Raw genomic sequence first — 22369 nt, 5'->3', positions numbered from 1 at the left:
TGTGAGGAAGAAACCGATACTGTTTTTACCGCATCAAAATCTTTAGTCAATCCTCCCGAACTTTACTTACCATCCAAACCATCATTGCGCCCAGGCAAGCCATCACTGCAAAAGACCAGCGCAGGTTAGCTGCCTGGGCAATAAAACCAACAACAGGCGGCACCATTAAAAAGCCGAGGTAACCAACCGTTGAAACGGAAGCAATAGCAGAACCGCTGCTTAGAATTTCTTCTGCCATCATTAATTGAATTGAATTGATGAAGGTTTTGTTCCGGTAAAAGAAGCATCATCAGTTTTCTTTTGATGCTGTAAATAAACATCCTGATAAAGAAAACAAACAAACCTGAACAAAAAATAAGCCCGGCAACAAAGCTCTTTTTTTTAGAAAGGGTTCTGCTGCCGGGACTGCTTCATTAATTGCTTTGCAGCTTATTTTTTGTGGTCAGGAGGCGTAGAAGTAATCTCGCCAAATTCATTAACATAAGCCATCATGCTTTCCAGGTTTCCTCCGGTTGCGTTTTGCTGACGTTCCTGCTTGCGTTGTTCTTTATCCTGTTTTTTAGCCTGTTTGTTTTTTTCGAGTTGCTTCTTCATAAAAGTAGCCTGAGATTTTGCCATGTTTTTATCAGTTTAAGCTAAACACTGGTTGTACCTGTTGTGGCCTTGGTCCTGAAACTTAATTGGTTAAGCTAATGTGAACGGAGGATGCCAGTAAAATTAATTTCCTGCAGAAACGGTAAATAAGCAGAAAGAAATTGAACCCTGATCGGTTAAAAACCGATCAGCAAGTATAAACAAGGGAATAGTGCGTGTGAATAATCCGTATGCAAATATACAAAATAAGCCCTTAAAAGGAGCAGGAAAGCAGGTAAAGCAAGTTCAAAATGGTTTGCGGATTGTAAAATAAGCAAACAGAAACCCAGCTTTTGCACTGATAGTTAAGGCCACACCGGTTTTATTCTGATGCTTCTTTTATCACCTAAAAATCTGTTAAAAATATTTTTCCATGGTTAGCCCGTAATTTAAAAGCACGTTCTCGCTATGCGTCCTGTTAACACGGTTGTAATTAAAGGAAGTGGTAAACGCCAGCCATTTGCGCAATTTAAAAGAAAGGTTTGTTGTTGAACGAATAATATAATCGCTTTTGGTTTCCACAGAATTTTGCAGGAAATTATTACCATCAATTACAAATAAATCCCGAACAGCAAAACGAAAATTTAGCCGGAAAGAATTGCGGTAAGTATCATAAACATCGTTTTCTGTACTGCTGATGTACAAATTACTTAAATCGTATAATGCGCCATCGCTCACGTTAACCATCGCATTCTTTTTATCCAGAATATTATAAGCCACACCCAAACCGGCCAAAAGCTGGTTATTAATTTTTAGAGAAAAACTGGTATTGTAATTCGCCAGTCCCCAGTAATAAAAATGCGACTTTTGTTTGTTGAGGTCAAAATCCAGGGACGAAGAAAAATCATTATTGGTGAGGTTGCCGTTAGAGCGGCCATAAACCCAACTATTGTTAAAATTTAAGGTAGTGCGTTTGTTCTTGATGTTAAATTTAAAAGCGTTATTAAGCAGGTAAGAACTGCCATCGTTGGTCCTGTTGATAGAACCCGTAGAAGCGTAGCTGGTATGATAATGAGTAGAATCATTAAACTGGGCCCGAACAGTTGTAAACCAAAAAATACTGCCTAAAAGAAGCATTAACCTATACATGCTGTAGCTATTTGAAGCCAGCAAAAATGAGCAATCGGCTGCTAAAGGCAAAGCCAAAGCAGGTTTAGTATTTTCTTATTCTGTTCCATCTGTTAAAACAATATCAGTTTTGAAGCTATTATAAGTGATATAAAACAAAATCAGAACGATGAGTACACCAGAAAACAATACGAGCGACAACGATCAGCAAACGAATGATGATGGCTTGGATTTAACCACGCCAAACGATAACCAGGAATTAGACAAAATTAACGATGCAACACAGGCAGCCGAACCATCTTTCACTTTAAATTATGATACCGAGCATTCCATCCAAAAGGAAGCCGGAGAGGAAGCTGATGAAGATAATATTAACATCAAGCAGTAAAAAAGCTCTTTGCATTTAAGAAAAACTCCTTATCAGCAAATTAATTTGCCTGATAAGGAGTTGAGCACAAATATCTTAATGGTTTTACCAGGCGTGTGGCCCAGCACCGTGCATTGAGTACCAAACAACTACAATTGCCAATACAATCAAAAAAATAATGCTTGGAACTAAGCCAATTACGTGGTGTTCTTCTTCGTGATGTTGCTGATCGTGCGTTTCCATATTACAAACCTACTATATTTTTTTAAAATTGATTATTGTTGTTTTATGCTGATTTAATTTTACTTGTTTTCTTTATATTTTACCTTGAAAATCAGCATGGTTACATTTAAGGCAACAGTAACTAAATTGGTAATGATGATGGCTATATCGTTCTTGGCAAACCCGTAAACTACCCATAAAACGTTACCGGTAAGCATTACAATAAACATAAAAATAGAAACATCGCTGGCTTTTTTAGTTTTAAAAGTGGTAATTACCTGCGGTAAAACTGCAAGGGATGTACAGGCCCCTGCAACAAGTCCAAGTATTTTTATCAGCGTTTCATCCATTCCAACTTCTTTTGTTAAAAGAACTGCTTTGATAAAACATTGTTTTTTTAATATGCTCTAACTAAAAAGAGATGCTGTTTTTACCGCCTGAAAATCATAATCCCGAATAATAATCATAACCTTGTTCTGCCCAGTAATCAGGCGGCCTGTTATTGCTGAAGGAAATACTGGCAATGTTCTTTAAATTTTTGATGCCGTATTTAACCGGAATAATCAGCCGGACCGGGGCGCCGTGTTCTGGCCTTAACGGCTGATCGTTCATCTCATAAGCCAATATCGTTTGCGGATGAAGGAAACTTGGCATATCAATCCCGACATAATATTCCTTGTCTGGTGTAACCAAACCTGCGTATTCCATTTTGGCCTGTTCTTCCAAATGATAATGCCGAATAAAATCCATCAGTTTTACACCTGCCCAATGCTGGATCTGGTCCCAACCTTCCACACATTTAAAATCAAAGATTATTTCTGTTTTGGGTAAAGCTTTTAGCTCTTCCAAACTTACTTGTAAAACTTCTCCGGGCGTTTTAACCACTTTTAACTTCCAGTTTGCTGTATCAACCGGTTTTCCTAAACCAATATCGCCATTAACCCTTACTTTTTTAGCTGCGCTTGATTTTGGATAAGTTTTAGCAAAATGGTTCGGACTAAAAATTTTGCGGAAAGCCAGTTCTGTTTTGTTTAACGCTCTGCGCAACGGTTTTTTTGCCCCGGCGGTAATTCCGGCAGCTTCTTCCGGCGCTTTTTTATACAGCCAGCGCCAGCCGGAATAAGCTGCCGAGTTTAAGGCAATAAAACTGAAAAATGAAATAAACGTACGCCTTCTGATTTTTTGCCCTTCAGTAAGATTTCCTTTTTCCTGTTCTTTGTTTTTTTCTGATTGCATCGCTTTTATTGCTTTTCCTCCAGTTCAAAACCTGTAATTACCGAGCTGAAATTATTCCATCCTGCCAAAACCACTTGCGTAACGTGAACCACAAAAAATAAAACGTAGCCAATGGTTAATACAAAATGTTCAATTCGTGCCGCATGGTATCCGCCTAATAAATTACACAAAACATTTAATTGTGCAGGTTTATAAATAGCAAGTCCGGTAAGTAAAGAACCCAAACCCATAACGATAATAGCCGAATAAGTAACGCGTTGCGCGGCATTGTATTTTCCCTGCGGAGGAGCGGTTTTACGCAGATGCAGATCGTGCAGCAACACTTGCCAGGCTTCTTTAAACGAATGTTTGTTGGGCACTAATTCCCGCCAGGAACCGGAAAACCAGGTGTAAAAGAAGTACAAAATGCCATTGATGGCAAAGAACCACATAAACAAAAAGTGGAAAGCCATTCCTTCTGCCAATCGTTGCGGAATATTGAAGAGTTTGTAAAACCAATCCGGGAAAAAGCGGAAAAAAGTGTGTCCAAATACGGTAAAACTGTATTCATCATCTGCCCAGTAAATTAACATGCCGCTCCAGATCATGATCGTTAACAGCGGGAAATTTACCCAGTGAAACCAGCGCATGGCCAGCGAATGTTTTTCTTTGATTTTTTTCATTCTGATTTGAAGTATCGGTTTATATCAATACGTAATTGTTGCAGCAATAATTTAAAAAAAAGCGTTATATATCGAAAGATATTTCGCCTTTAATCCAAAATAAATTTACTTTGTATATGTACAAATTTATGCTTTTGCTTTTATTGTCGGCGCCTGCCTTTGCTCAGGAAGTGCTTAAACCTACAAATAGTTTTCTCATCAGCGGGAAAGTAAATAAAGCAGTTACCATTACCATGGATTCGCTCAAACAATACCCGGTTAAAGAAATGGGCAGTTTTAAGATCACCAACCATTTGGGAGAATTTAAGCACCAGGACGAGCATTTAAAAGGCGTGCTGTTAAAAGATGTGCTAAGCCATACTATTTTTGCCGTTGGCAGCCCGAAATTGTTAAGCGAATTGTACTTTGTTTGTACTGCCGCAGATGGTTACAAAGTTGTGTATTCCTGGAACGAGTTGTACAATACTGCGGTTGGCGATCAGGTTTTTATCATTACCGAAAAAAACGGTACAAAAGCAGTACAGCTTCCGGAAAATATTCAGATGGCATCCATGACGGATTTCAAGACGGGCAGAAGATATATGCACAATTTGAGCAGAATAACGGTTTTACAGGCTCAGTAGTTTACGTTATTCTTCTTCGCCGATAAAAAGTTCTTTTCCGGGCAAAGCTTCCAGTTCTTTCGGATTGTGTGTAACGATAATCGTGCTGATGCTGTTTTTATCGAGTAAAAGTTTGAGTTCCTGGATCAGTGTTTTTTTAGTTTTGAAATCCAATGCCGAAAACGGTTCGTCCATTAATAAAACTTTTGGTTTGATGGCCAATGCACGTAAAATTGCCAGTCGTTGCTGTTGTCCGCCAGAAAGTTGGGAAGGTTTATGTTTGATGAAAGGTTCTAATCTTGCAAAAGCCAGCAATTCCTGAATCCAATTCTGATCGTTAGTTGCATATTCCAGCTGCTGCTGCACGGTCATGTTCGGGAAAAGTGCATAATCCTGGAACACAAAACCGGTTTTTCTTTTCTGCGGAGAAAGATTAATGTTTGCAGAAGTATCCGTCCAAACTAAATCATCAACCAAAATTTTTCCAGAATCAGGACTGGTTAAACCGGCAATCATTTTCAAAAAAGTAGTTTTTCCGGCACCGGAAGGACCGGAAATTTTAACCAAATTTCCGGTTTCCATCTCCACAAAAACTTTTAAAAGATGTTTGCCCTGATACGTGTTTAACTTTTTCTCCAGGTTGATGCTGATCATTGCGTCAGGTTTTTGCTGCATATTTATTATAGATAAAAACAGCCATCACCAGTAAAAAAGTCAATCCAAAGAGAAATAAGGAATAAATATTTGCAGTGCCATAATCCATGTTTTCTACAGAATTATAAATAGCGATGGAAGCAACGCGCGTAATGCCCGGAATATTGCCGCCAATCATCAGCACAACACCAAACTCGCCTAACGTATGCGCAAAAGTCATCACAGAAGCAGTTAACAAAGATGCACGGATATTCGGCAGCAATACGTAAAAAAATGTTTCCCGTTCCGATTTTCCCATGGTAAAAGAAGCATGTGCAAGCGATTGCGGCAATTGCTGCAAAGCGGATTTGACCGGATTGATCATAAATGGCAAACTGTAAATTACCGAAGCCAGGACCAATCCTTCAAAAGAAAAAACAAACTGCAAATCAAAATGCTGCAACAGCCATTTGCCCAAACCTTGCTGCGGGCTAAAAGCCAGCAACAAATAAAAGCCAAGCACAGATGGCGGCAAAACCAGCGGCATGGTTAAAACTGCTTCTATAATTACTTTCAGTAAAGAATGTCCTTTTGAGAGCCAATATGCAACCGGCAAACCAAAAACCAGCAAAATAGAAGTGGTAATAACCGCTAATTTTAAAGTGAGGAAAATGGGAGAGAAGTCTGTCAAAAGGAAAGATTTTAATTCGGTTTATTTGTTGCGGTAACCATACTTTTTCAGGATAGTTCTGGCAGAAGCACTTTGCATATATTTAAAAAATTGTTCTGCCTGAATATTTTTTGTAGCATGTTTTAAAATAACCATTCCTTGTTCAATTGGTTGATAATCTGCTGCATCAATCTTTTTCCAGTACAATTGCTGTTTGTTTGCAGCATCGCTAATTAAAGCTTCGGTAGTAAAACCAACGGTTGCAACGCCGGTAGTCAGGTAAATATTTACCTGCGCAATGCTTTCGCCATAAACTATTTTAGGTTGAATTTTTTGCAAAATGCCTTTTCGCTCTAAAACTTCCGTTGCTGCTTTGCCGTAAGGCGCTGTTGCCGGATTGGCAATCGCTATTTTTGTAATACTATTACTTTGCAAAAGCTGTTCCCAATGGTTAAAACCAAGGTTTTGATTGCTGCAAATGATTAAACTTCCTAAAGCATAAATTATTGGTTTGCCAGTGCTAAAACCTGCTTTATATAAATTTTCAGGAAAAGCCATATCTGCAGATAAAAACACGTCAAAAGGAGCGCCGTTTTTAATCTGATTGGTCAGGTTTCCGGAAGCACCAACAATCGGTTCAATTTGGGTTCCTGTTTTTTGGGTAAAATCTTCCTGCAGCACTTTTATCACACCCTGTAAATTTGCAGCTACGGCAACTTTTATAGTTTGTGCCAAAGTAAGAAACGGAAGCAGGAGGCAGGCTAAGCAAAGCCATACTGTTTTTACCAGGTATTTTTTATGTTGAAACAGATTTAATCCCATGTTTTTATTCTTGATTTGTTGAACAACTTCAACCTAAAATAAGTTCTGTAAAGCTAATGGCTTTTGGCAAATTTTAATTTGGATAAAAATTAAGATATTCTTTCTGAAAAAATATCTTTGCACGGCATGGCTTACAAGTTTGTGGATAATTACCGGGAAAAAGGGGCGAGGAAACAATTGGTGAAGTTTCTAAAGGAAGTAAGGAAAATTGGTGATCAGCGGGTTTTGGATGCGATAGCCAAAGTGCCGCGCCATTATTTTTTTGATGAAACCTTCTGGATACAGGCTTACCGGGATATTGCTTTCCCGATTGGTGACGGACAAACCATTTCTCAGCCTTATACCGTTGCTTATCAAACCGAATTGCTGCATATTCAAAAGAAAGATCGTGTTTTGGAAATTGGAACAGGTTCCGGTTATCAAACCTGTATTTTGTTAGAATTAGGTGCCGAGGTTTTTACCATTGAACGGCAGGTAAAACTTTATGAACGAACGATAAAAGTGCTGCCGCACATGGGCTATAATGCTCATTTTTTCTGCGGAGATGGTTCTAACGGCATTCCCGAACATGCGCCTTACGATAAAATTCTGGTGACGGCCGGTGCTCCTTTTATCCCCGAAATCTTATTAAAACAACTTAAAATTGGTGGATTATTGGTAATTCCGGTTGGAGATGAAAAAAGCCAGTTAATGACCACCATTCTTCGCGTAGCAGAAAATGATTATGAAAAAGTTAGTTTGGATACTTTTCGGTTTGTTCCGCTGGTGGGAGATCAGGCATGGTGAGAAAGTTGCCTGTTTTCAATTGCGGGTTATCAGTTCTGCTTTATTAGCCGGGCCTTTTTCCAAAACTGTCAACAGAAAACTCACAACTTGCAACCGATCTATCTTTTCATTACCCTGTCCATTTCAATTTTAGAATCCCGTTCTTTCATCGTTTCCCGCTTATCAAACGTCTTTTTACCTTGTGCAAGGCCAATTTCTACTTTAGCAAAACCGCGTTCACTAATAAAAATTGTGAGCGGAACGATGGTAAAACCTTTTTCTTCCGTTCTGGATTTCAGTTTCTTCAATTCCTTTTTTTGCAGCAACAGAACGCGGTCGCGTTTGGCTTCATGGTTGTAAAACGAGCCGTGCGAATATTCTGAAATATGCAAATTGCGGATGTACAAATTATCGTTTATAAAGGTGCAAAAGGAATCTGTTAAATTTGCTTTTCCCTGCCTGATCGATTTAATTTCTGTTCCTAACAGTTTAATGCCGGCTACAAATTTATCATCAATATGAAAATCAAAATAAGCCCTTTTATTTTTGATATGTACGTTTTGTTCTTTTTCTTCTTTCATGTTCTGTGTTGATCTGCCTTTTCTGATCTGTCCATGCTTCTTTTACTGCACAATTAATACCGGAACTTTAATCAGGTGCCTTACCGAATCAACTGTGGTGCCAAAGATAATATCTTTAAAAGCTTTATGGCCATGTGCGCCCATTACCAATAGTTCCAGGTTTTGCTTGTTCACTACTTGGGCAATAGCTTGTGCAACTTTGCCAAAACCAACCGAGTTATGCGAGTGATAACCCAATTCCTTCAATCTCAACTGGTATTTTTCCAGGTTTTCCTTGTCGCTTTGTGTTTCATAATCATTTACTGCTTCGCCCAAATACTGTGCACCGGCAGTTTCTACAACGTGGATCAGGTAATATTCTGCTGTTTTCCCGCCTTGCATCAATGCATGTCGAATGGTATCACGATCGTGTGCAGAAAAGTCAACAGCAATACCAATCCGGGTTAAATTGACAGGCGCAATCGCTTCAATTTCCAGTGCAGAGCCATGTGGGACTTTGCTATGCTTGTTCTCAGATTTGATAAAAAACGGTTTTAAAAATACGTATAAAAGTAGTAAGACGATAGCGATAGCAAGCGGAATAGTTGTAAAATAAATTAAGGTTTGCTGATTTGGACTTCCTTTTGCCCAATCTGCAATTTGTTCGACAACTAATTTTACATTGAGGCCAACAATCAGGACCGCTGTTAGCCAGGCTAAAACTTTAATCCGGGTTGTGTTAGCAAAAGATCCCATTTTTTCTTTATCAGAAGTAAAATGAATGAGCGGAATAACGGCAAAACCCAATTGTAAACTTAAAACAACCTGACTAAAAATAAGTAAGTTACCTAAAGCCTGGCCGCCAGCATAAAGGATGGTAAAAAAAGCAGGGATAATAGCCAGCAAACGCGTAATCATCCGGCGCAACCAGGGCTGTATCCGCAAATTGATGTGGCCTTCCATAATAATTTGTCCGGCTAAAGTTCCGGTTACGGTAGAACTTTGTCCGGCTGCTATTAACGCAATGGCAAACAGCGCAGGCGCAAGCGAACCAAAAATGTGCTGCAACAATTTATGCGCATCCTGGATTTCGGCAACCTGATGAAAACCATACCTGAAAAAAGCAGCGGCAGCAAGGATCAGAATAGCGGCATTTACAAAAAAAGCAAGGTTAAGCGCAATGGTTGTATCGAGCAAATTCATTTTGATAGATTCGCGGATACCAATTTCATTCCGTTCAATCTTCCGCGTTTGCACTAAAGACGAATGCAGGTAAAGGTTGTGCGGCATCACCGTTGCACCAATAATACCTATGGCAATATATAAAGCACTTCCGTTTAAATTGTGCGGAATTAACCCTAAACCAACTTGTTTTATATCTGGTTCAACAATAAACATCTCCACCAAAAAAGAAAGCCCGACAATAAAAACCATCGAAATGATAAACCCTTCCAGGTGGCGCATGCCTTTGTTCAGCAAAAACAAAAGCAAAATCGTGTCCGACATCGTGAGCGCAACGCCCCAAAGCAAGGGCAAATGGAACAGCAATTGCAAACCAATAGCCATTCCAATTACTTCTGCCAGATCGCAGGCAATAATGGCAATCTGCGCCAAAATAAACAGGCAGAAGTTAACAAAACGGTTATAATGCTGCCGCGAAGCCTGTGCCAAATCCAATCCCTGTACAATGCCCAATCGGGTTGCTAAAGATTGCAGCAACAGCGCGACCAGGTTAGATAACAGCAAAACCCAGATCAGTTTGTAGCCAAACTGGCTGCCGGCAGCCAGGTCGGTTGCCCAGTTGCCAGGATCCATATAGCCCACGCTTACCATATAAGCGGGCCCAAAAAACGATAAAATTCTTCGCCAGCCTACTTTGCCATTGGTAATTACCGAGCCATGAACTTCGCCTAATGATTCACTACTAGTACTCATATTGTTATTAAAATATTTTTAGCTGCTGCTTTGCTGATGTTGATTTTTTGATTGTTTTCTGTAGTAATTACTACTGTTTCATCGTAAGCAATTACTTCTTCCATGCTTATTTTTTTGCCGATTACCAGATTCATTTTCTCCAGATATTGTAAAAATAGCGGCGAGTGTTCCCTTACGCCAGCAATCGTTCCGGTTTCTCCGACATGCAATGCAGAAATCGGTTTTAAATCATAGCATTTGATTGTGCCGTTATCTTTTGGGATCGGATCGCCGTGCGGATCATATTCCGGGAAGCCAAGAAAACTATCCAGCCGGTTAATTAGCTCTACCGATTGGATATGCTCTAACTGTTCTGCCAGGTCGTGCACTTCGTCCCAGCCAAAGTTTAGTTTCTCCACCAAAAAAAACTCCCATAAACGATGCTTCCTGATTACTTTCAAAGCAATGTTTCTGCCTGGGTCCGTCAGGCTAACTCCCTGGTAACGCGTGTAATTCAACAGGTTTTTTTCGGATAGCTTTTTTAACATATCGGTAACCGATGCCGGTTTGGTATTTAAAACCATTGCAATGCGGTTGGTATTAACCTGTTGACGGCCTTCTTCGGATAAATGATAGATCGCTTTTAAATAATTTTCCTCGGTAAAAGAAGCTTGCATTTTGAACTAACTAATTAAAAATTTAGACACATCTAAAACAACAAATAAAATTCATTTTAGTTGATATAATTAAATTTAAATTTGTTGGTGAGAGAAAAGCTCTCATTGTAAGCTATGGCGATTGAATTAGACAAAACAGACCTGCAGATTTTAAAAATTTTGCAACAGAACGGACGGATCACCAATTTACAGTTATCAAACGAAATCGGACTTTCGCCCGCGCCAACTTTAGAACGGGTACGCAAGCTGGAAAACGCTGGCTATATTTTAAGTTATCATGCTTTGGTGGACGAAGAAAAGCTGGGCCTGGGCATTAAAACGTTTATCCAGGTTTCACTTGATTTTCATCAGATCGATACGATCCAAACTTTTTTAAACGAGATCCAGGAAATCAAAGAAATTACCGAATGCCACCATGTTACCGGTCAGTGCGATTTTTTGTTAAAGGTTTATGTGAAAGACATCAAATCGTACGAGCAGTTGATTATGCAAAAGATTAGCCGCATTACTGTGGTTAAAACTTTCCAGACGATGATTATCATGTCAACCAATAAAAAAGAGCCGATCGTTCCGCTGGAATATTAATTTCACACTTCATTTTAAACTCCTTTTTAATCCTCCTTGAAAACAAATAAAACCTGATGCTTCTTTTATCCCTATAAAAATAGCAACAATGGAATATAGAAGATTAGGAAAATCAGGTTTGCAATTAAGTGCTTTTTCTTTGGGGAGCTGGCTTACTTTCGGTAATCAGATCAGTGATGAAACAGCAGACGAACTAATGGGCATTGCCTACGACCAAGGCGTAAACTTTTTTGATAACGCCGAAGGTTATGCCGGCGGAAAATCGGAAACGGTAATGGGCAAAATCCTGAAAAGTAAGAATTGGGACCGCGATTCGTATATCGTTTCCAGCAAAGTATTTTTCGGGGCGGAGAAAAAAGGCCCAAACCGCGTTGGTTTATCACGAAAACATGTGATCGAAGCTTGCAACGCTGCGATAAAACGGTTACAAGTTGATTACCTGGATTTATATTTCTGCCATCGCCCGGATAAAAATACGCCGGTTGAAGAAACGGTCTGGGCGATGAATACTTTGCTGCAGCAAGGCAAAATTTTGTATTGGGGAACATCAGAATGGAGCGGCGTGGAAATTATGGAAGCGGTCCGCGTAGCCAAAGAAAACCATTTGATTGGTCCAACTATGGAACAGCCGCAATACAATTTGTTTGAACGCAAAAAGCTGGAAGATGAATATCAATTGCTTTTTCGGGATTATGGTTTGGGCACAACGATCTGGTCGCCATTGGCTTCAGGTTTGTTATCCGGCAAATACAACAATGCCGACCCGAAAGATACGCGTTTAAATATTGCAAGTTTAAGCTGGTTAAAAGATGCAACTTTAGCCGAAGACCGGATCAAAAAAGTACAGGAATTAAAAACTGTTGCCGACGAATTAAATACTTCTATGGCCAAACTTAGTTTGGCCTGGTGCCTTAAAAATCCAAATGTAAGTTCGGTAATTTTAGGTGCATCTAAAACGGAACAATTAAAAGAAAATTTAACCGCCTTGGAAGTTGTGCCTTTATTAACTCCGGAAGTTTTGGAAAAGATAGAAGGTATTGTTGGAACGAAACCTAAAGTTGGGGAATTTTAAATTTGGATTTTTAGGTGATAAAAGAAGCATTGGATGGTTTGTTTGATGCTTCTTTTATCAGCTAAAATACGTTTCATTTTTTTATGCTTTTATTTAATTGTAGTATTCTAATTTTATATAAAAGAATAGATTTTTAATACAGAAGCGTTTACGGCTTAATTCTAACTATTTTACCATCCTTCAATATTACAAGTTCGCTGTTCGCCTTCTTTTTAAATTCAATTAATTTTCGTAAACTTTGTCCTTTCCCTCAATAATTTTAGTTTGATTGGATGTTCTTTTAGGCTTTTTCATGATAATAGCTTTTTAGTTTGTTAAATGTCATTTCATTAAAAATACTGATTTCGGTTGTGGAATTCTAAGATCGATCAAATATAATTAAGAACTTGTTTAAACTTTTTTTTCTGGCCCGCTTTTTTTGAGGTTGATACTTCTTTTATCGCTTAAAAATATTAACCGCTGGTTTTTAATTTCTGTAGTTGATGTTTCTTTTATCACCTCAAAAATGTTAGGGCCTGTTTAAATTTTGTCCTTTTGTTTTGATGCCCCTTTTGTGCCATGATTTTTTTAAATGTTTTGGTTTTTTGGCTAAAGCCCGTTGCCGCTTATCCTTTGTCCACGGCCTGAAGGCCATGGCAACCGCCAATAATTAGAACATGGCCTGGGCGTCCTGTCCGCACAGGGAAATCCAGCATTGGTAAACAAAGGTTGTCGTAAAAACTACGCTTTAAAATTGCCACGGCCTTCAGACCATGGTTAGTAGAAACACAGGCAACGGCTTTAGCCAAAAAAAGAAGCATACAAAAAATTGCGGAATAAATTTTAAACAGGCCTTGGATTTTTGATTTTTAGGCTGATGCTTCTTTTATCAGCTAAAAATGTTGACCATTGTTTTTTTGATTATTTAAATGCAGGCAAACACCAGTTTTTATCCGGTAAAAGAAGCATGGGCACGGTCCTGAACCTATAGAAGGGCCTTGTACCTATTTAAACGAAGCATAAAAGTTTAAACAACTTCTAAATTAAAAATTGGATTTCTGATACGATGTCTTCCAAATCCCAAAACATTACCCAACCTTTGCGGCTTCTAAAAAATACCTGTAAAAGAAGCATTCAGCTTTCAAAATACAGCTCAAAATTAGCCCCATGACTAAAAAACGATACTTCTTCCTCATCCTAATCCTCGGAACTTTAACCGCTTTAGGCCCGTTTTCTATTGATATGTACCTGCCCGGTTTCCCGGCTATTGCAAAAGACCTGCACGAAACGGTTGCACGCGTGGCACTTTCTTTATCCAGTTTTTTTATCGGTATTTCTGCTGGCCAATTATTGTATGGGCCTTTGCTCGATCGTTTCGGCAGGAAAACGCCTTTGTATATTGGTTTGGTAGTTTACATTCTGGCTTCCTTTGGCTGTTTATCGGCCCATCGAATCGAAGCTTTAATTGTGTTGCGTTTTGTACAGGCGATAGGAAGTTGTGCCGCAAGTGTAGCTTCAGTTGCTATGGTACGTGATCTGTTTCCGGTAAAAGACAGCGCTAAGGTTTTTTCTTTGCTGATGCTGGTTGTAGGCGCTTCGCCCATGATTGCGCCCACGGTTGGCGGTTATGTTACGGCTGCTTTTGGCTGGCAATCTGTTTTCCTGGTCCTGGCCTTTATGGGAATTTTGATCCTGATTGCTTCCGTTTTCTTTTTGCCCGAAAGTTATCGGCCTGATGCTTCTATCTCTCTCAAACCAAAACCAATTTTAATGGGCTTTTGGTCGGTACTGCGCGAACCACAATTTTATACTTATGCTTTTGCCGGCGCCCTGGCTTTTGCCGGTTTGTTTGCTTATGTTTCCGGTTCGCCATTGGTTTTTATGGATATTTTTGAAGTTAACGGAAAAGTTTACGGTTGGATATTTGCCTTTCTTTCTGTCGGTTTTATTGGCTCCAGTCAGTTTAACGGTTTGTTGCTGAAGAAATACAAGAGCGAGCAACTTGTTTTCGCTGCTTTAATTGGACAATCCCTAATTGGACTAATCTTCCTTTTCGGAACAATGAACGGCTGGTTTGGATTGTATGGTACGATTGCCATGCTGTTCTTGTTTTTATGCTGTTTGGGTATCGCCAACCCTAATGCTTCGGCTTTGTCGCTTGCACCTTTTTCTAAAAATGCCGGAAGTGCATCAGCCTTAATGGGCGCATTGCAGTTAGGAATGGGCGCATTGGCCTCTGTTGGCGTAAGTTTGTTTAACACGCATTCTGCTTTGCCTATGGTTGCCATTATTGCCGGAACTACTTTACTGGCTTTGCTGGTTTTAGTGTTAGGCAGAAGCAAGATTGGCAATCAGATAGAAGCACCACAAGGGCAGGAGGCGGTTGTATTGCATTGAAGTTTCCAGTTTTACTTATCATAATGTTAATACTGACTGTTATAGTAATATATCTTGTTGTAAATAAAAGCACATCTTAAAAGTTGGTATTTTTATTTATAAAACTGTAATTAAAAATTAATCAGAAAATTTCAAATAGATTTAATTATTACATTTAGCTATTAATTAAGAATGTGAAAATATATTATTTAGTAAATGATCGAAAAGTTATTACAGGATTTGGCTAATTCCAGAATAAAAGAATCAAAAGTGCTTCTCAATAATAACTGTTTTAATGGTGCTTATTATCTTGCTGGTTATGCTATTGAGTGTGCTTTAAAGGCATGTATAGCAAAAAACATTAAAGCCTCTGAAATACCTGATAAAAAATTTATTAATGATATTTTTACACATGATGTAAAATCTCTTGTTAAGCTTGCAGGATTAGAAGTTTATAGAAGGATTAAAGAATCCACTGATCCTGATTTTTCAATAAACTGGGCAATTGTTAAAGACTGGAATGAAGGTGCACGTTATAAGGAGTGGCCAAAGCAAGAAGCAACACAAATATATGAGGCTATAATGGATAAAAAAGGAGGAATATTATTATGGATTCAACAATATTGGTAGACGAATTATACGACAAAGGAAAAGTATTACTGGAATCCTTAGATAGAGAGGGACATAAAATCCCCCTTGCTACTTTAATTGATTTAGAGGAGCAAGGGGGATGGTTTATTTTACTAGGCGTTGATAGGCTAAATGAGTCCGGTCATCGAACTTTTTATGAAACGATTTATAATGTTATCCAAAAGAACAAAATAGATATTTCATTAAATGAAATCAAACTGATTGACACTAATGCACCTATATCAATCACATTAAAAGGAGCAATATCTACAGGGCCAGGAATATCAAAATTTAACTTTTTTGGAAATTACATCAATGGGGCAAAATTTCCAGACTGTATTATTTATCGTATTAATTTTTGAACAGAGATTTTATCTGATAAAAGAAGCATTACAAAACACTCATCCTAATTTTTCAATAATCTAATCCGTAACACCAATTGCGCCAATTCTCTGAAAAATATATTTCAGGGTATTTTAATGTGCTTCGGCAAGTTTCGATTGCTTATTATGCCTGAACAGCAACTTCCGCCGGTTGCTTTACAACCAAAGTTGCTGCCTTTGCTTTTAATTTATTTCGATGTAAAAAACGGATGTGCATTACACCAATCAGCAGTGCAATCATACCTTCTGCCATCACCGTATTTTGTACATCAATTTGTTGTGATATCCAGCCAACTAATAAACCTCCAAGCGGTTGCATTCCGAAAAAAGCCATCGCATAAAAACTGATGACACGTCCGCGCATCGTTGGGTCAACTGTGGTTTGGATGATGGTATTGCTGATGGTAATTTGCGACATCATACCAAAAGCGCCAATAGCGGCAAATATTAAAGCAAGCGGATAATAAGTGGTATGCGAAAATAAAACCAAACCTGCGCCAAAAACAAAAGTGTTAATGGCGAGGATTTTACGGAGGTTAGTCCCGGGTTTTAAAGATGCCAGGAAGATAGCGCCGGAAAAAGCGCCCAGCCCGATCGCACTGTCGATCATCCCAAAAGTAGAAGCTGTTCCATGAAATATATCTTTGGCATAAACTGGTATCAAAGTGCTGAATGGCAAAACAAACAAACTGATGGTTGCCAGCATCATCAATACAAAACCGATGGAAGGGGTTTGCTTAATGTAAATCAAACCTTCCCGCAATTCCGTCAATACATTTTTGGCTTTTTTCTTGGCTTCTAACTTTGGAAGCTTCATCAGCAACAATGAAATAATTACGGCAACAAAACTTAAAGCATTCAATCCAAAACAAACATCCTCACCAAGTTTTTCTATGGCTAAGCCTGCAATTGCCGGCCCAATCAACCTGGATAAATTTACCATTGATGAATTTAAAGCAAGTGCGTTTGGCAAATCTTTTTTGTCATCCACCATTTCAAAAACCAAAGATTGCCGTGCCGGGACATCAAATGCGTTAATAATACCTAACAAAACACTTAAAGCAAGCACTTCCCAAACATTATAATGCCTGAAAAAGATCAAAACGGTTAACAGCACTGCCTGTATCATCGATACAATTTGTGTGATTAAAAGCAGTTTGTAACGGTTGTATCGGTCTGCAGCAATCCCACCTAAAAACGATAGCAAAAAGGAAGGGAACATGGTTGCAAACAAAGTTACGCCCAACATCAATTTGGAGTGCGTAAGGGAATAGACCACCCAGCTTACCGCTGTTTTTTGCATCCAGGTGCCGATTAAAGAAACGGATTGCCCGGCAAAGTATAACCTGTAATTGTGGCTTTTAAATGCCCTGAAAGTGCTGATGTTCATTATTCAAATACTGTTTTTACCACCTAAAAATTTGGATAATTTATTTAAAGTCAACAAGTTTGGTTAAAGGCACGATTGACTGGCGTAAAATTTCCTGCTCTTTCGGCGTACAGGTTTCCAGTAAAGCTTTATGCAGCCATTCGGCGCGCTCGTTTCTAACCTTATATAAAATATTTCTACCCGTATCTGATAGCGAAATAATTGCTTTACGTTTATCAGTTTCCGATGTCTTTCTGTTGATGTAACCTAATTCCAAAAGATGGTTTAATATCTGCGACATGGATTGCGTCGTGATCTTTTCCATCGCTGCCAGTTCATTCGGCAACAATTCTTGATGCTGATCGAGTAATGCAATGGTGGAACGCTCTGTTAACGATAGTTTTTCGCTGGTAGATGATTTACTGCGGAGTTTTTTAATCAGCCTCGTTATTACTGTCCGAAGGTCTGATGCTAACTGTAAATCAGCTTCGTCTTTAACTATTTTCATAAATTAAACTTGTAAGTTTACCTTACAAAAATATAAACATAAAGAGTAATACTTGTTTGAAATTTGTAATGATTTTGATAGAATGCCTTCTTTCTCCGTTACTGTTAACGCCGCTCCAAAATCTCAAACAAGCAATGCTTCTTTTATCACCTAAAAATCTATCAAAAAAAACAACTTCTTGATTTATAGTCAGGAAGCTGTTTTTATTAATGAAAATCGTAAGAAAATCAATCGTTAAACTTGCCCATTTTACCGCTTGCAAAATCTTCCATGGCTTCAATCAGTTCTTTGTTGCTGTTCATAACAAAAGGGCCGTAAGTTGCCAAAGGTTCTTCAATCGGTTCGCCGGCCAGAATTAAATAAGCAGCATCTTCGCTACACGAAACCGAAATATTTTCAGCATTCCAGCCGAAAACTACCAACTGCTTGTCTTTTGCCTGTCGCCCGTTAACCGTAATTGCTCCTTTTACCATATATAAACCAACGTTATAATCCGCAGGAAGCTTTAGTTCGGTGCTGCCTCCGGCTTCCTGTTTTACATCTAAAATAGTTATGGGCGAAAAGGTTTGTGCCGGCCCTTCCGTATTTTCATAACTTCCGGAAATTACACGGATGCTTCCTTTACCATCCTTTTTTTCAATAATTGGAATAACAGGTGCAGGCAATTCCTGGTAACGCGGTTTAGCCATTTTATCTTTTTGCGGCACGTTTACCCAAAGTTGCACCAGCTCCAGTATTCCGCCTTGTTTAGAAAATTCTTTTTCATGCCGTTCTTCATGCAGTAATCCCGATCCGGCCGTCATCCATTGTACATCTCCCGGTCCGATTTTTCCACTGTAACCTGCTGTGTCCCGGTGCGCTAAAAATCCTTGATAAACTATCGTTACGGTTTCAAACCCTCTATGAGGATGCGGATCAGCACCTAAAGGATTTTCAGTAGATTTTACGTCCATGGGCCCGGTATGGTCTATCAATAAAAACGGACTTAATTGCCTGATCCGTGATCCCGGCATCGGACTAACGACATCAAAACCATCGCCAACCATTTTCCTAACGCCGTCAATTACCTGAAATACTTTTCTTGGTTCCATTTTTTATCTTCTTTTAAAGAATCATTGTTAGAACGCCTAAAACCAAAAGCAGTTTAAACTTTTAATTTCAATAACCGATCAGCGTTGCCATGTGTTAATTTTTCCAGGTCTGCGGCCGGCAGATCCAGGCTGTCTAAAAAAGCTTTTCCTTTTTCGTTGGTGCTGAAAGGATAATCCACCGAAAACATGATCCTGTCAATGCCAAAAGTTTCGATAGCAGTCATTAACGGCGGTAAAGTAAAAAAGCCGCTGGTGGTGATGTGAACTTGTTGTTTTAAAATCTCACTTAAACTTCGGTCAGATTTCCTAATTTCTTTAGATAAAACGTTTTCGCTTCTTGCCATCATAAAAGGCAGCATTTCGCCCATATGGCCGATGATGATTTGCAGCTTAGGAAAACGGTCAAACGTTCCGGCAGCAATCATCCTCAAAATATGAATACCTGTTTCTGCATGCCACCCAAAACCGGCTGCAGCTAATGCGGAATTTAAATCATTCGGCAAACTGCTATAATATATATCTCGAACTGCTTTTGGCGGAAAGTTGGGATGAATATAAATGGGCACATCCAATTCCTGCGCCTTTAACAAAATGGGGGTAAAAGAAGCATCATCCAGGAAAAGATTATTTGTTGTTCCATTAATCATGGCGCCGCAAAAACCTAATTCTTTTACGGTTCGTTCCAGTTCGGCTGCTGCGGCTTCCGGGGTTTGCATCGGTAGATGTGCAAAAGCAGCAAAACGGTTTGGATAAGCAGCTATTTTTTGCGCCAACAAATTATTGTAATCCTGTGCTAAACGAATGCCTTCTTCGCCTGGCAATAAATCTGCCCCCGCACCAGAAACGGATAAAACCTGTACCGTAATGCCTGCTTCGTCCATCGAGCGTAAACGTTCTTCTCCAATTTCTGGCAACAAGGCTTGTGCTTTCTGCATCATCGGTGGCGGATTTTGGGTATCAGGCCAGCCACGTTCGGCTATAACTTCTTCAGGTATCCTTTTTATAAATTCTGGTAAGCTGAAGTGTTCTTCTAATGTTACAATACGCATGGTTTTGTGTTTTTAAGAAGAACACCGGGAGGGAAGGCGAAGTTTGTAATATTGTTGTTTTGGAGAGGGATTAAAAACCTTTAACTAAAGGCTGACTTTGCAAAGTTTAACCAGTATTAAACAACAAAAAAGTACCTGTAAAAACAGCATTTAATCTATTAGCTGAAGAAATTGTGGTCTGAAATAACGCTGGTAAATGTTTAGCAATCGTTATTTTAGTAAAAAAGATAACCATGAAAAGCAATATTTTTTTTTACTATTTGTGTTAGCGCTACTGCTCGCCTGTAACTATAAAAGTGAAAAATCGGATGCGGTTAACTTAAAAGGAACCTGGCAATTGTTATCTGCAACAACCATTACAAAAGGCGTTGAAAAGGTTACCAATTATACCCAAAACCAACAGATGATTAAGATTATAAATGATACGCATTTTGCTTTTTTAAACCATCATCTAAACACAGCAAAAGATTCGTCTAACCATTTTGATGCCGGAGGCGAAAAATATACTTTAAAAGGAAACCAGTACGTAGAGCATTTGGATTACTATGCAGATAAAAACTGGGAAGGGAAAATGTTTAATTTTACCGTAACGCTTAAAAATGATACCTTGATACAGAAAGGAATTGAAAAACTTGAAAAAGAAAATATTGACCGTGTAATTATTGAGAAATATGTGCGGTTGAAATAATCTAATGAAAAAGGTATTTCGCTTGAACAAAGCTCTGTAATGCTTCTTTTAGTATCCTTTTTATAAATTCTGGTAAATTGATTGTTCTTCTAAAGTTAGAATACGCACGGTTTTGTTTTTAAAGAAGAACAAGTGGAGGGAAGGTTGGGTTTGTAATATTGTTGTTTTAAGTAAAAGAGCGCTATTTTTAATTAAAACTAATTATTCGAAACTTATATGTTGTTATTCATCTAAATTTTTTAAGGAAAACGGTTTATTTATATTTACGTAGCAATATTACAGAGTCAACTGCAGCTTTTATACTATTGGTTTCACAAAAACGGCAATTATGAAAACGCTCGAGGATTTACAAAAGGAAAAGTTACAAGCAGAAATTGAAAAAATTAAAAAAGAAACTAATCAAATTAAACTTTCGGATTCGACAAAACAAACAGTGGATGCTAAGTTAGAACAAGACAAAATTAAAGCTGAAATAGAAAAGCTAAAAGAAGAAACTGCTTTAATAAAAAAACCTTGGTATAGCCAACCATCTTTTCTAAATCTTCTTGTCTCATTTTCAGTTCCAATTTTATCTCTACTTGCTGCATATTATTTGGCAGGTGGTAAAGAATACTTTGATGCAAAAACAATGAATCTCCAAAACCAACAACATGATATAGAACAAAAAGTTGACGAATTCAAACACAGGAGAGATTCGCTAAGCAAAGCAAATATTAACTTGGTTAATGAAAACAAAAGTATTTCTGTTAATCAGAATAAATTGCAAAATGACACCGCTAAATTAGGGAATATAATGAGGCAAAAACAACTTCAAATAGCTAAGTATATAAACGATAAAAAAACCCTTTCAAATCAGATAAATTCTTTGGATCAGCAAAAGAAAGACTTAGGTGCTAAGGTTGCTAAAATAAGCACAAAACTTCTGGAAGCACCATTTAATGAAAAACTTCGTGATTTAATTAACGAAAACGATTATGTTTATGGTAAGATGCCTACAGAATTTTCTATTTTAGTTACCCTGTATCAAAATAATAAACAATTTAGAAATGACTATCAAACAATTATTATAAAAAGTATTGACAGTGTAAAAAATATTGTTAGTCCAAAAAATTTCCATTTAAGGCTGATTTTACAAGGCTTAATATACACATGTACAAGGGAAATGAAATGGAAAAAAGAACTTTATACCACTGCCGATACTTACAGTAACATCATAGTAAAAGAGAAGGGACAACTTAATTATTTTGATTGGGAAATATTTGCGGATTTAGAATGGAAAAGTAAAAATGAAAGAATTGAAGTATTTAATTTCATGGTTACTTGTGTAAGGAAATTACAAGCATACGGGGTCGATAAAACATTAGATAATTGCATTTCTATTATGAGTGCTATTCACTCATTAAATTGAGATAATGATTTGAATCTTTATCAAACTAGCTCCGATAATTTTTGTTATTTGTTACAATTTTCTCAAAAGCATCTTTATGAAGACAACGCATTAAATTTTTGTATGTATAACGCACCAATTGCGTTTGTACTGTTGGCTTCAGAAGTACTTAGTGATCCAATCCAAGACAAGAAGATGTTTGGATGGATAAGAAGTTCTCTAGTATTACGGTCTCTTGATATAATGCAGGCAAATCCTGATGTCTTTCTTGGTCCTTACGTTTATCTCGATTCGTCAAAAAGCTGGAAAGAATGGCAGGGTAGACATAGTAGTCTAATTAAACTCCAAAACACTATATTGGAATCAAATTGCGATAAAGCACAATTAAAAAAGTTAGTTGGAAATATTATTTGGTATAAGA

The 22369-nt window shown here is 38.1% G+C and carries 28 protein-coding genes; 11 read left to right on the top strand and 17 right to left on the bottom strand.

What is annotated here, in order from left to right; translation table 11 throughout:
* Positions 1-46 precede the first annotated feature (46 nt).
* The 3 genes from GO621_RS17720 to GO621_RS17710 all read right to left on the bottom strand — a co-directional run bounded on the left by GO621_RS17720 (position 47) and on the right by GO621_RS17710 (position 1722).
* Positions 47-241, bottom strand: a complete 195-nt coding sequence (locus GO621_RS17720) for a hypothetical protein (RefSeq protein WP_157569520.1) — start codon at positions 239-241, stop codon at positions 47-49.
* A 188-nt stretch (positions 242-429) separates the two neighbouring features.
* Positions 430-618 (bottom strand): hypothetical protein, encoded by a 189-nt coding sequence (locus GO621_RS17715; protein WP_157569518.1) that lies wholly within the window; start codon positions 616-618, stop codon positions 430-432.
* Positions 619-990: 372 nt separating this feature from the next.
* Complete coding sequence (locus GO621_RS17710) at positions 991-1722, bottom strand: DUF481 domain-containing protein (RefSeq protein ID WP_157569516.1); 732 nt, start codon at positions 1720-1722, stop codon at positions 991-993.
* 148 nt (positions 1723-1870) lie between these two features.
* On the opposite strand from GO621_RS17710, the gene GO621_RS17705 reads away from it, so the two are divergent.
* Positions 1871-2089: a hypothetical protein gene (locus GO621_RS17705; protein ID WP_157569514.1), complete on the top strand. Its 219-nt coding sequence runs from the start codon at positions 1871-1873 to the stop codon at positions 2087-2089.
* 84 nt (positions 2090-2173) lie between these two features.
* Here GO621_RS17705 and GO621_RS17700 read toward each other — a convergent pair whose 3' ends face one another.
* The 4 genes from GO621_RS17700 to GO621_RS17685 all read right to left on the bottom strand — a co-directional run bounded on the left by GO621_RS17700 (position 2174) and on the right by GO621_RS17685 (position 4188).
* Entirely contained in the window at positions 2174-2311 is a 138-nt protein-coding gene (locus GO621_RS17700) for a hypothetical protein (protein ID WP_157569512.1), read from the bottom strand.
* 59 nt (positions 2312-2370) lie between these two features.
* Positions 2371-2640 carry a SemiSWEET family sugar transporter gene (locus GO621_RS17695; protein WP_157569510.1) on the bottom strand — a complete coding sequence of 90 codons (270 nt, stop codon included), beginning with the start codon at positions 2638-2640 and terminating at the stop codon, positions 2371-2373.
* 94 nt (positions 2641-2734) lie between these two features.
* Positions 2735-3526: a molybdopterin-dependent oxidoreductase gene (locus GO621_RS17690; RefSeq protein WP_157569508.1), complete on the bottom strand. Its 792-nt coding sequence runs from the start codon at positions 3524-3526 to the stop codon at positions 2735-2737.
* Between the two features lie 5 nt (positions 3527-3531).
* Positions 3532-4188: a cytochrome b/b6 domain-containing protein gene (locus tag GO621_RS17685; RefSeq protein WP_157569506.1), complete on the bottom strand. Its 657-nt coding sequence runs from the start codon at positions 4186-4188 to the stop codon at positions 3532-3534.
* Between the two features lie 116 nt (positions 4189-4304).
* Here GO621_RS17685 and GO621_RS17680 point away from each other — a divergent pair, with 116 nt between their 5' ends.
* Positions 4305-4811 (top strand): molybdopterin-binding protein, encoded by a 507-nt coding sequence (locus GO621_RS17680; protein ID WP_157569504.1) that lies wholly within the window; start codon positions 4305-4307, stop codon positions 4809-4811.
* A 6-nt stretch (positions 4812-4817) separates the two neighbouring features.
* Here the strand turns inward: GO621_RS17680 and GO621_RS17675 are convergent, their stop codons facing one another.
* From GO621_RS17675 to modA, 3 genes are all read right to left on the bottom strand, one after another.
* On the bottom strand, positions 4818-5372 hold the full coding sequence (locus GO621_RS17675) for a sulfate/molybdate ABC transporter ATP-binding protein (RefSeq protein ID WP_394350195.1): 555 nt from the start codon (positions 5370-5372) through the stop codon (positions 4818-4820).
* Positions 5373-5448: 76 nt separating this feature from the next.
* Positions 5449-6114: a molybdate ABC transporter permease subunit gene (modB, locus tag GO621_RS17670; RefSeq protein WP_157569502.1), complete on the bottom strand. Its 666-nt coding sequence runs from the start codon at positions 6112-6114 to the stop codon at positions 5449-5451.
* A 21-nt stretch (positions 6115-6135) separates the two neighbouring features.
* Positions 6136-6915, bottom strand: coding sequence for a molybdate ABC transporter substrate-binding protein (gene modA, locus GO621_RS17665; protein ID WP_157569500.1), 780 nt, complete (start codon positions 6913-6915; stop codon positions 6136-6138).
* Positions 6916-7041: 126 nt separating this feature from the next.
* On the opposite strand from modA, the gene GO621_RS17660 reads away from it, so the two are divergent.
* On the top strand, positions 7042-7701 hold the full coding sequence (locus tag GO621_RS17660; RefSeq protein ID WP_157569498.1) for a protein-L-isoaspartate(D-aspartate) O-methyltransferase: 660 nt from the start codon (positions 7042-7044) through the stop codon (positions 7699-7701).
* A gap of 98 nt (positions 7702-7799) precedes the next feature.
* On the opposite strand, the gene smpB is transcribed toward GO621_RS17660, so the two are convergent.
* Genes smpB through GO621_RS17645 form a run of 3 tightly spaced genes read right to left on the bottom strand, consistent with a single transcriptional unit; the run spans position 7800 to position 10831 of the window.
* Complete coding sequence (gene smpB, locus GO621_RS17655) at positions 7800-8261, bottom strand: SsrA-binding protein SmpB (RefSeq protein ID WP_157569496.1); 462 nt, start codon at positions 8259-8261, stop codon at positions 7800-7802.
* A gap of 42 nt (positions 8262-8303) precedes the next feature.
* Complete coding sequence (locus GO621_RS17650) at positions 8304-10175, bottom strand: Nramp family divalent metal transporter (RefSeq protein WP_157569494.1); 1872 nt, start codon at positions 10173-10175, stop codon at positions 8304-8306.
* Positions 10172-10831, bottom strand: coding sequence for a metal-dependent transcriptional regulator (locus tag GO621_RS17645; protein WP_157569492.1), 660 nt, complete (start codon positions 10829-10831; stop codon positions 10172-10174). Before GO621_RS17645 ends, GO621_RS17650 begins: the two co-directional genes overlap by 4 nt.
* 114 nt (positions 10832-10945) lie before the next feature.
* Between GO621_RS17645 and GO621_RS17640 the strand changes: the two genes are divergently transcribed.
* The 5 genes from GO621_RS17640 to GO621_RS17620 all read left to right on the top strand — a co-directional run bounded on the left by GO621_RS17640 (position 10946) and on the right by GO621_RS17620 (position 15835).
* Positions 10946-11416: an Lrp/AsnC family transcriptional regulator gene (locus tag GO621_RS17640; protein ID WP_157569490.1), complete on the top strand. Its 471-nt coding sequence runs from the start codon at positions 10946-10948 to the stop codon at positions 11414-11416.
* A gap of 88 nt (positions 11417-11504) precedes the next feature.
* Positions 11505-12488 (top strand): potassium channel beta subunit family protein, encoded by a 984-nt coding sequence (locus GO621_RS17635; RefSeq protein WP_157569488.1) that lies wholly within the window; start codon positions 11505-11507, stop codon positions 12486-12488.
* A gap of 1146 nt (positions 12489-13634) precedes the next feature.
* Positions 13635-14864, top strand: a complete 1230-nt coding sequence (locus GO621_RS17630) for a multidrug effflux MFS transporter (protein WP_157569486.1) — start codon at positions 13635-13637, stop codon at positions 14862-14864.
* 195 nt (positions 14865-15059) lie between these two features.
* Positions 15060-15473 carry a HEPN domain-containing protein gene (locus GO621_RS17625; RefSeq protein WP_157569484.1) on the top strand — a complete coding sequence of 138 codons (414 nt, stop codon included), beginning with the start codon at positions 15060-15062 and terminating at the stop codon, positions 15471-15473.
* On the top strand, positions 15452-15835 hold the full coding sequence (locus GO621_RS17620; protein ID WP_157569482.1) for a hypothetical protein: 384 nt from the start codon (positions 15452-15454) through the stop codon (positions 15833-15835). Before GO621_RS17625 ends, GO621_RS17620 begins: the two co-directional genes overlap by 22 nt.
* 145 nt (positions 15836-15980) lie before the next feature.
* Here the strand turns inward: GO621_RS17620 and GO621_RS17615 are convergent, their stop codons facing one another.
* From GO621_RS17615 to GO621_RS17600, 4 genes are all read right to left on the bottom strand, one after another.
* Complete coding sequence (locus tag GO621_RS17615; protein ID WP_157569480.1) at positions 15981-17246, bottom strand: MFS transporter; 1266 nt, start codon at positions 17244-17246, stop codon at positions 15981-15983.
* A 40-nt stretch (positions 17247-17286) separates the two neighbouring features.
* Positions 17287-17733, bottom strand: a complete 447-nt coding sequence (locus tag GO621_RS17610; protein WP_157569479.1) for a MarR family winged helix-turn-helix transcriptional regulator — start codon at positions 17731-17733, stop codon at positions 17287-17289.
* 227 nt (positions 17734-17960) lie between these two features.
* Positions 17961-18824, bottom strand: a complete 864-nt coding sequence (locus tag GO621_RS17605) for a pirin family protein (RefSeq protein WP_198170303.1) — start codon at positions 18822-18824, stop codon at positions 17961-17963.
* 53 nt (positions 18825-18877) lie between these two features.
* A complete protein-coding gene (locus tag GO621_RS17600) occupies positions 18878-19873 on the bottom strand; it encodes an amidohydrolase family protein (RefSeq protein WP_157569478.1) in 996 nt (331 codons plus the stop codon).
* A 196-nt stretch (positions 19874-20069) separates the two neighbouring features.
* On the opposite strand from GO621_RS17600, the gene GO621_RS17595 reads away from it, so the two are divergent.
* From GO621_RS17595 to GO621_RS19160, 3 genes are all read left to right on the top strand, one after another.
* Positions 20070-20561 carry a hypothetical protein gene (locus GO621_RS17595; protein WP_157569477.1) on the top strand — a complete coding sequence of 164 codons (492 nt, stop codon included), beginning with the start codon at positions 20070-20072 and terminating at the stop codon, positions 20559-20561.
* 328 nt (positions 20562-20889) lie between these two features.
* Entirely contained in the window at positions 20890-21969 is a 1080-nt protein-coding gene (locus GO621_RS17590; protein ID WP_157569476.1) for a hypothetical protein, read from the top strand.
* A gap of 102 nt (positions 21970-22071) precedes the next feature.
* The coding region (locus GO621_RS19160; protein ID WP_232335701.1) for a hypothetical protein at positions 22072-22369 on the top strand (298 nt) is incomplete at its 3' end.

It is taken from the genome of Mucilaginibacter arboris, assembly GCF_009754915.1.
GTDB classification, from domain to species: domain Bacteria; phylum Bacteroidota; class Bacteroidia; order Sphingobacteriales; family Sphingobacteriaceae; genus Mucilaginibacter_A; species Mucilaginibacter_A arboris.
The sequence above is the reverse complement of the archived record's forward strand: the minus strand, read 5'-3'. Positions and strand labels throughout refer to the sequence as shown.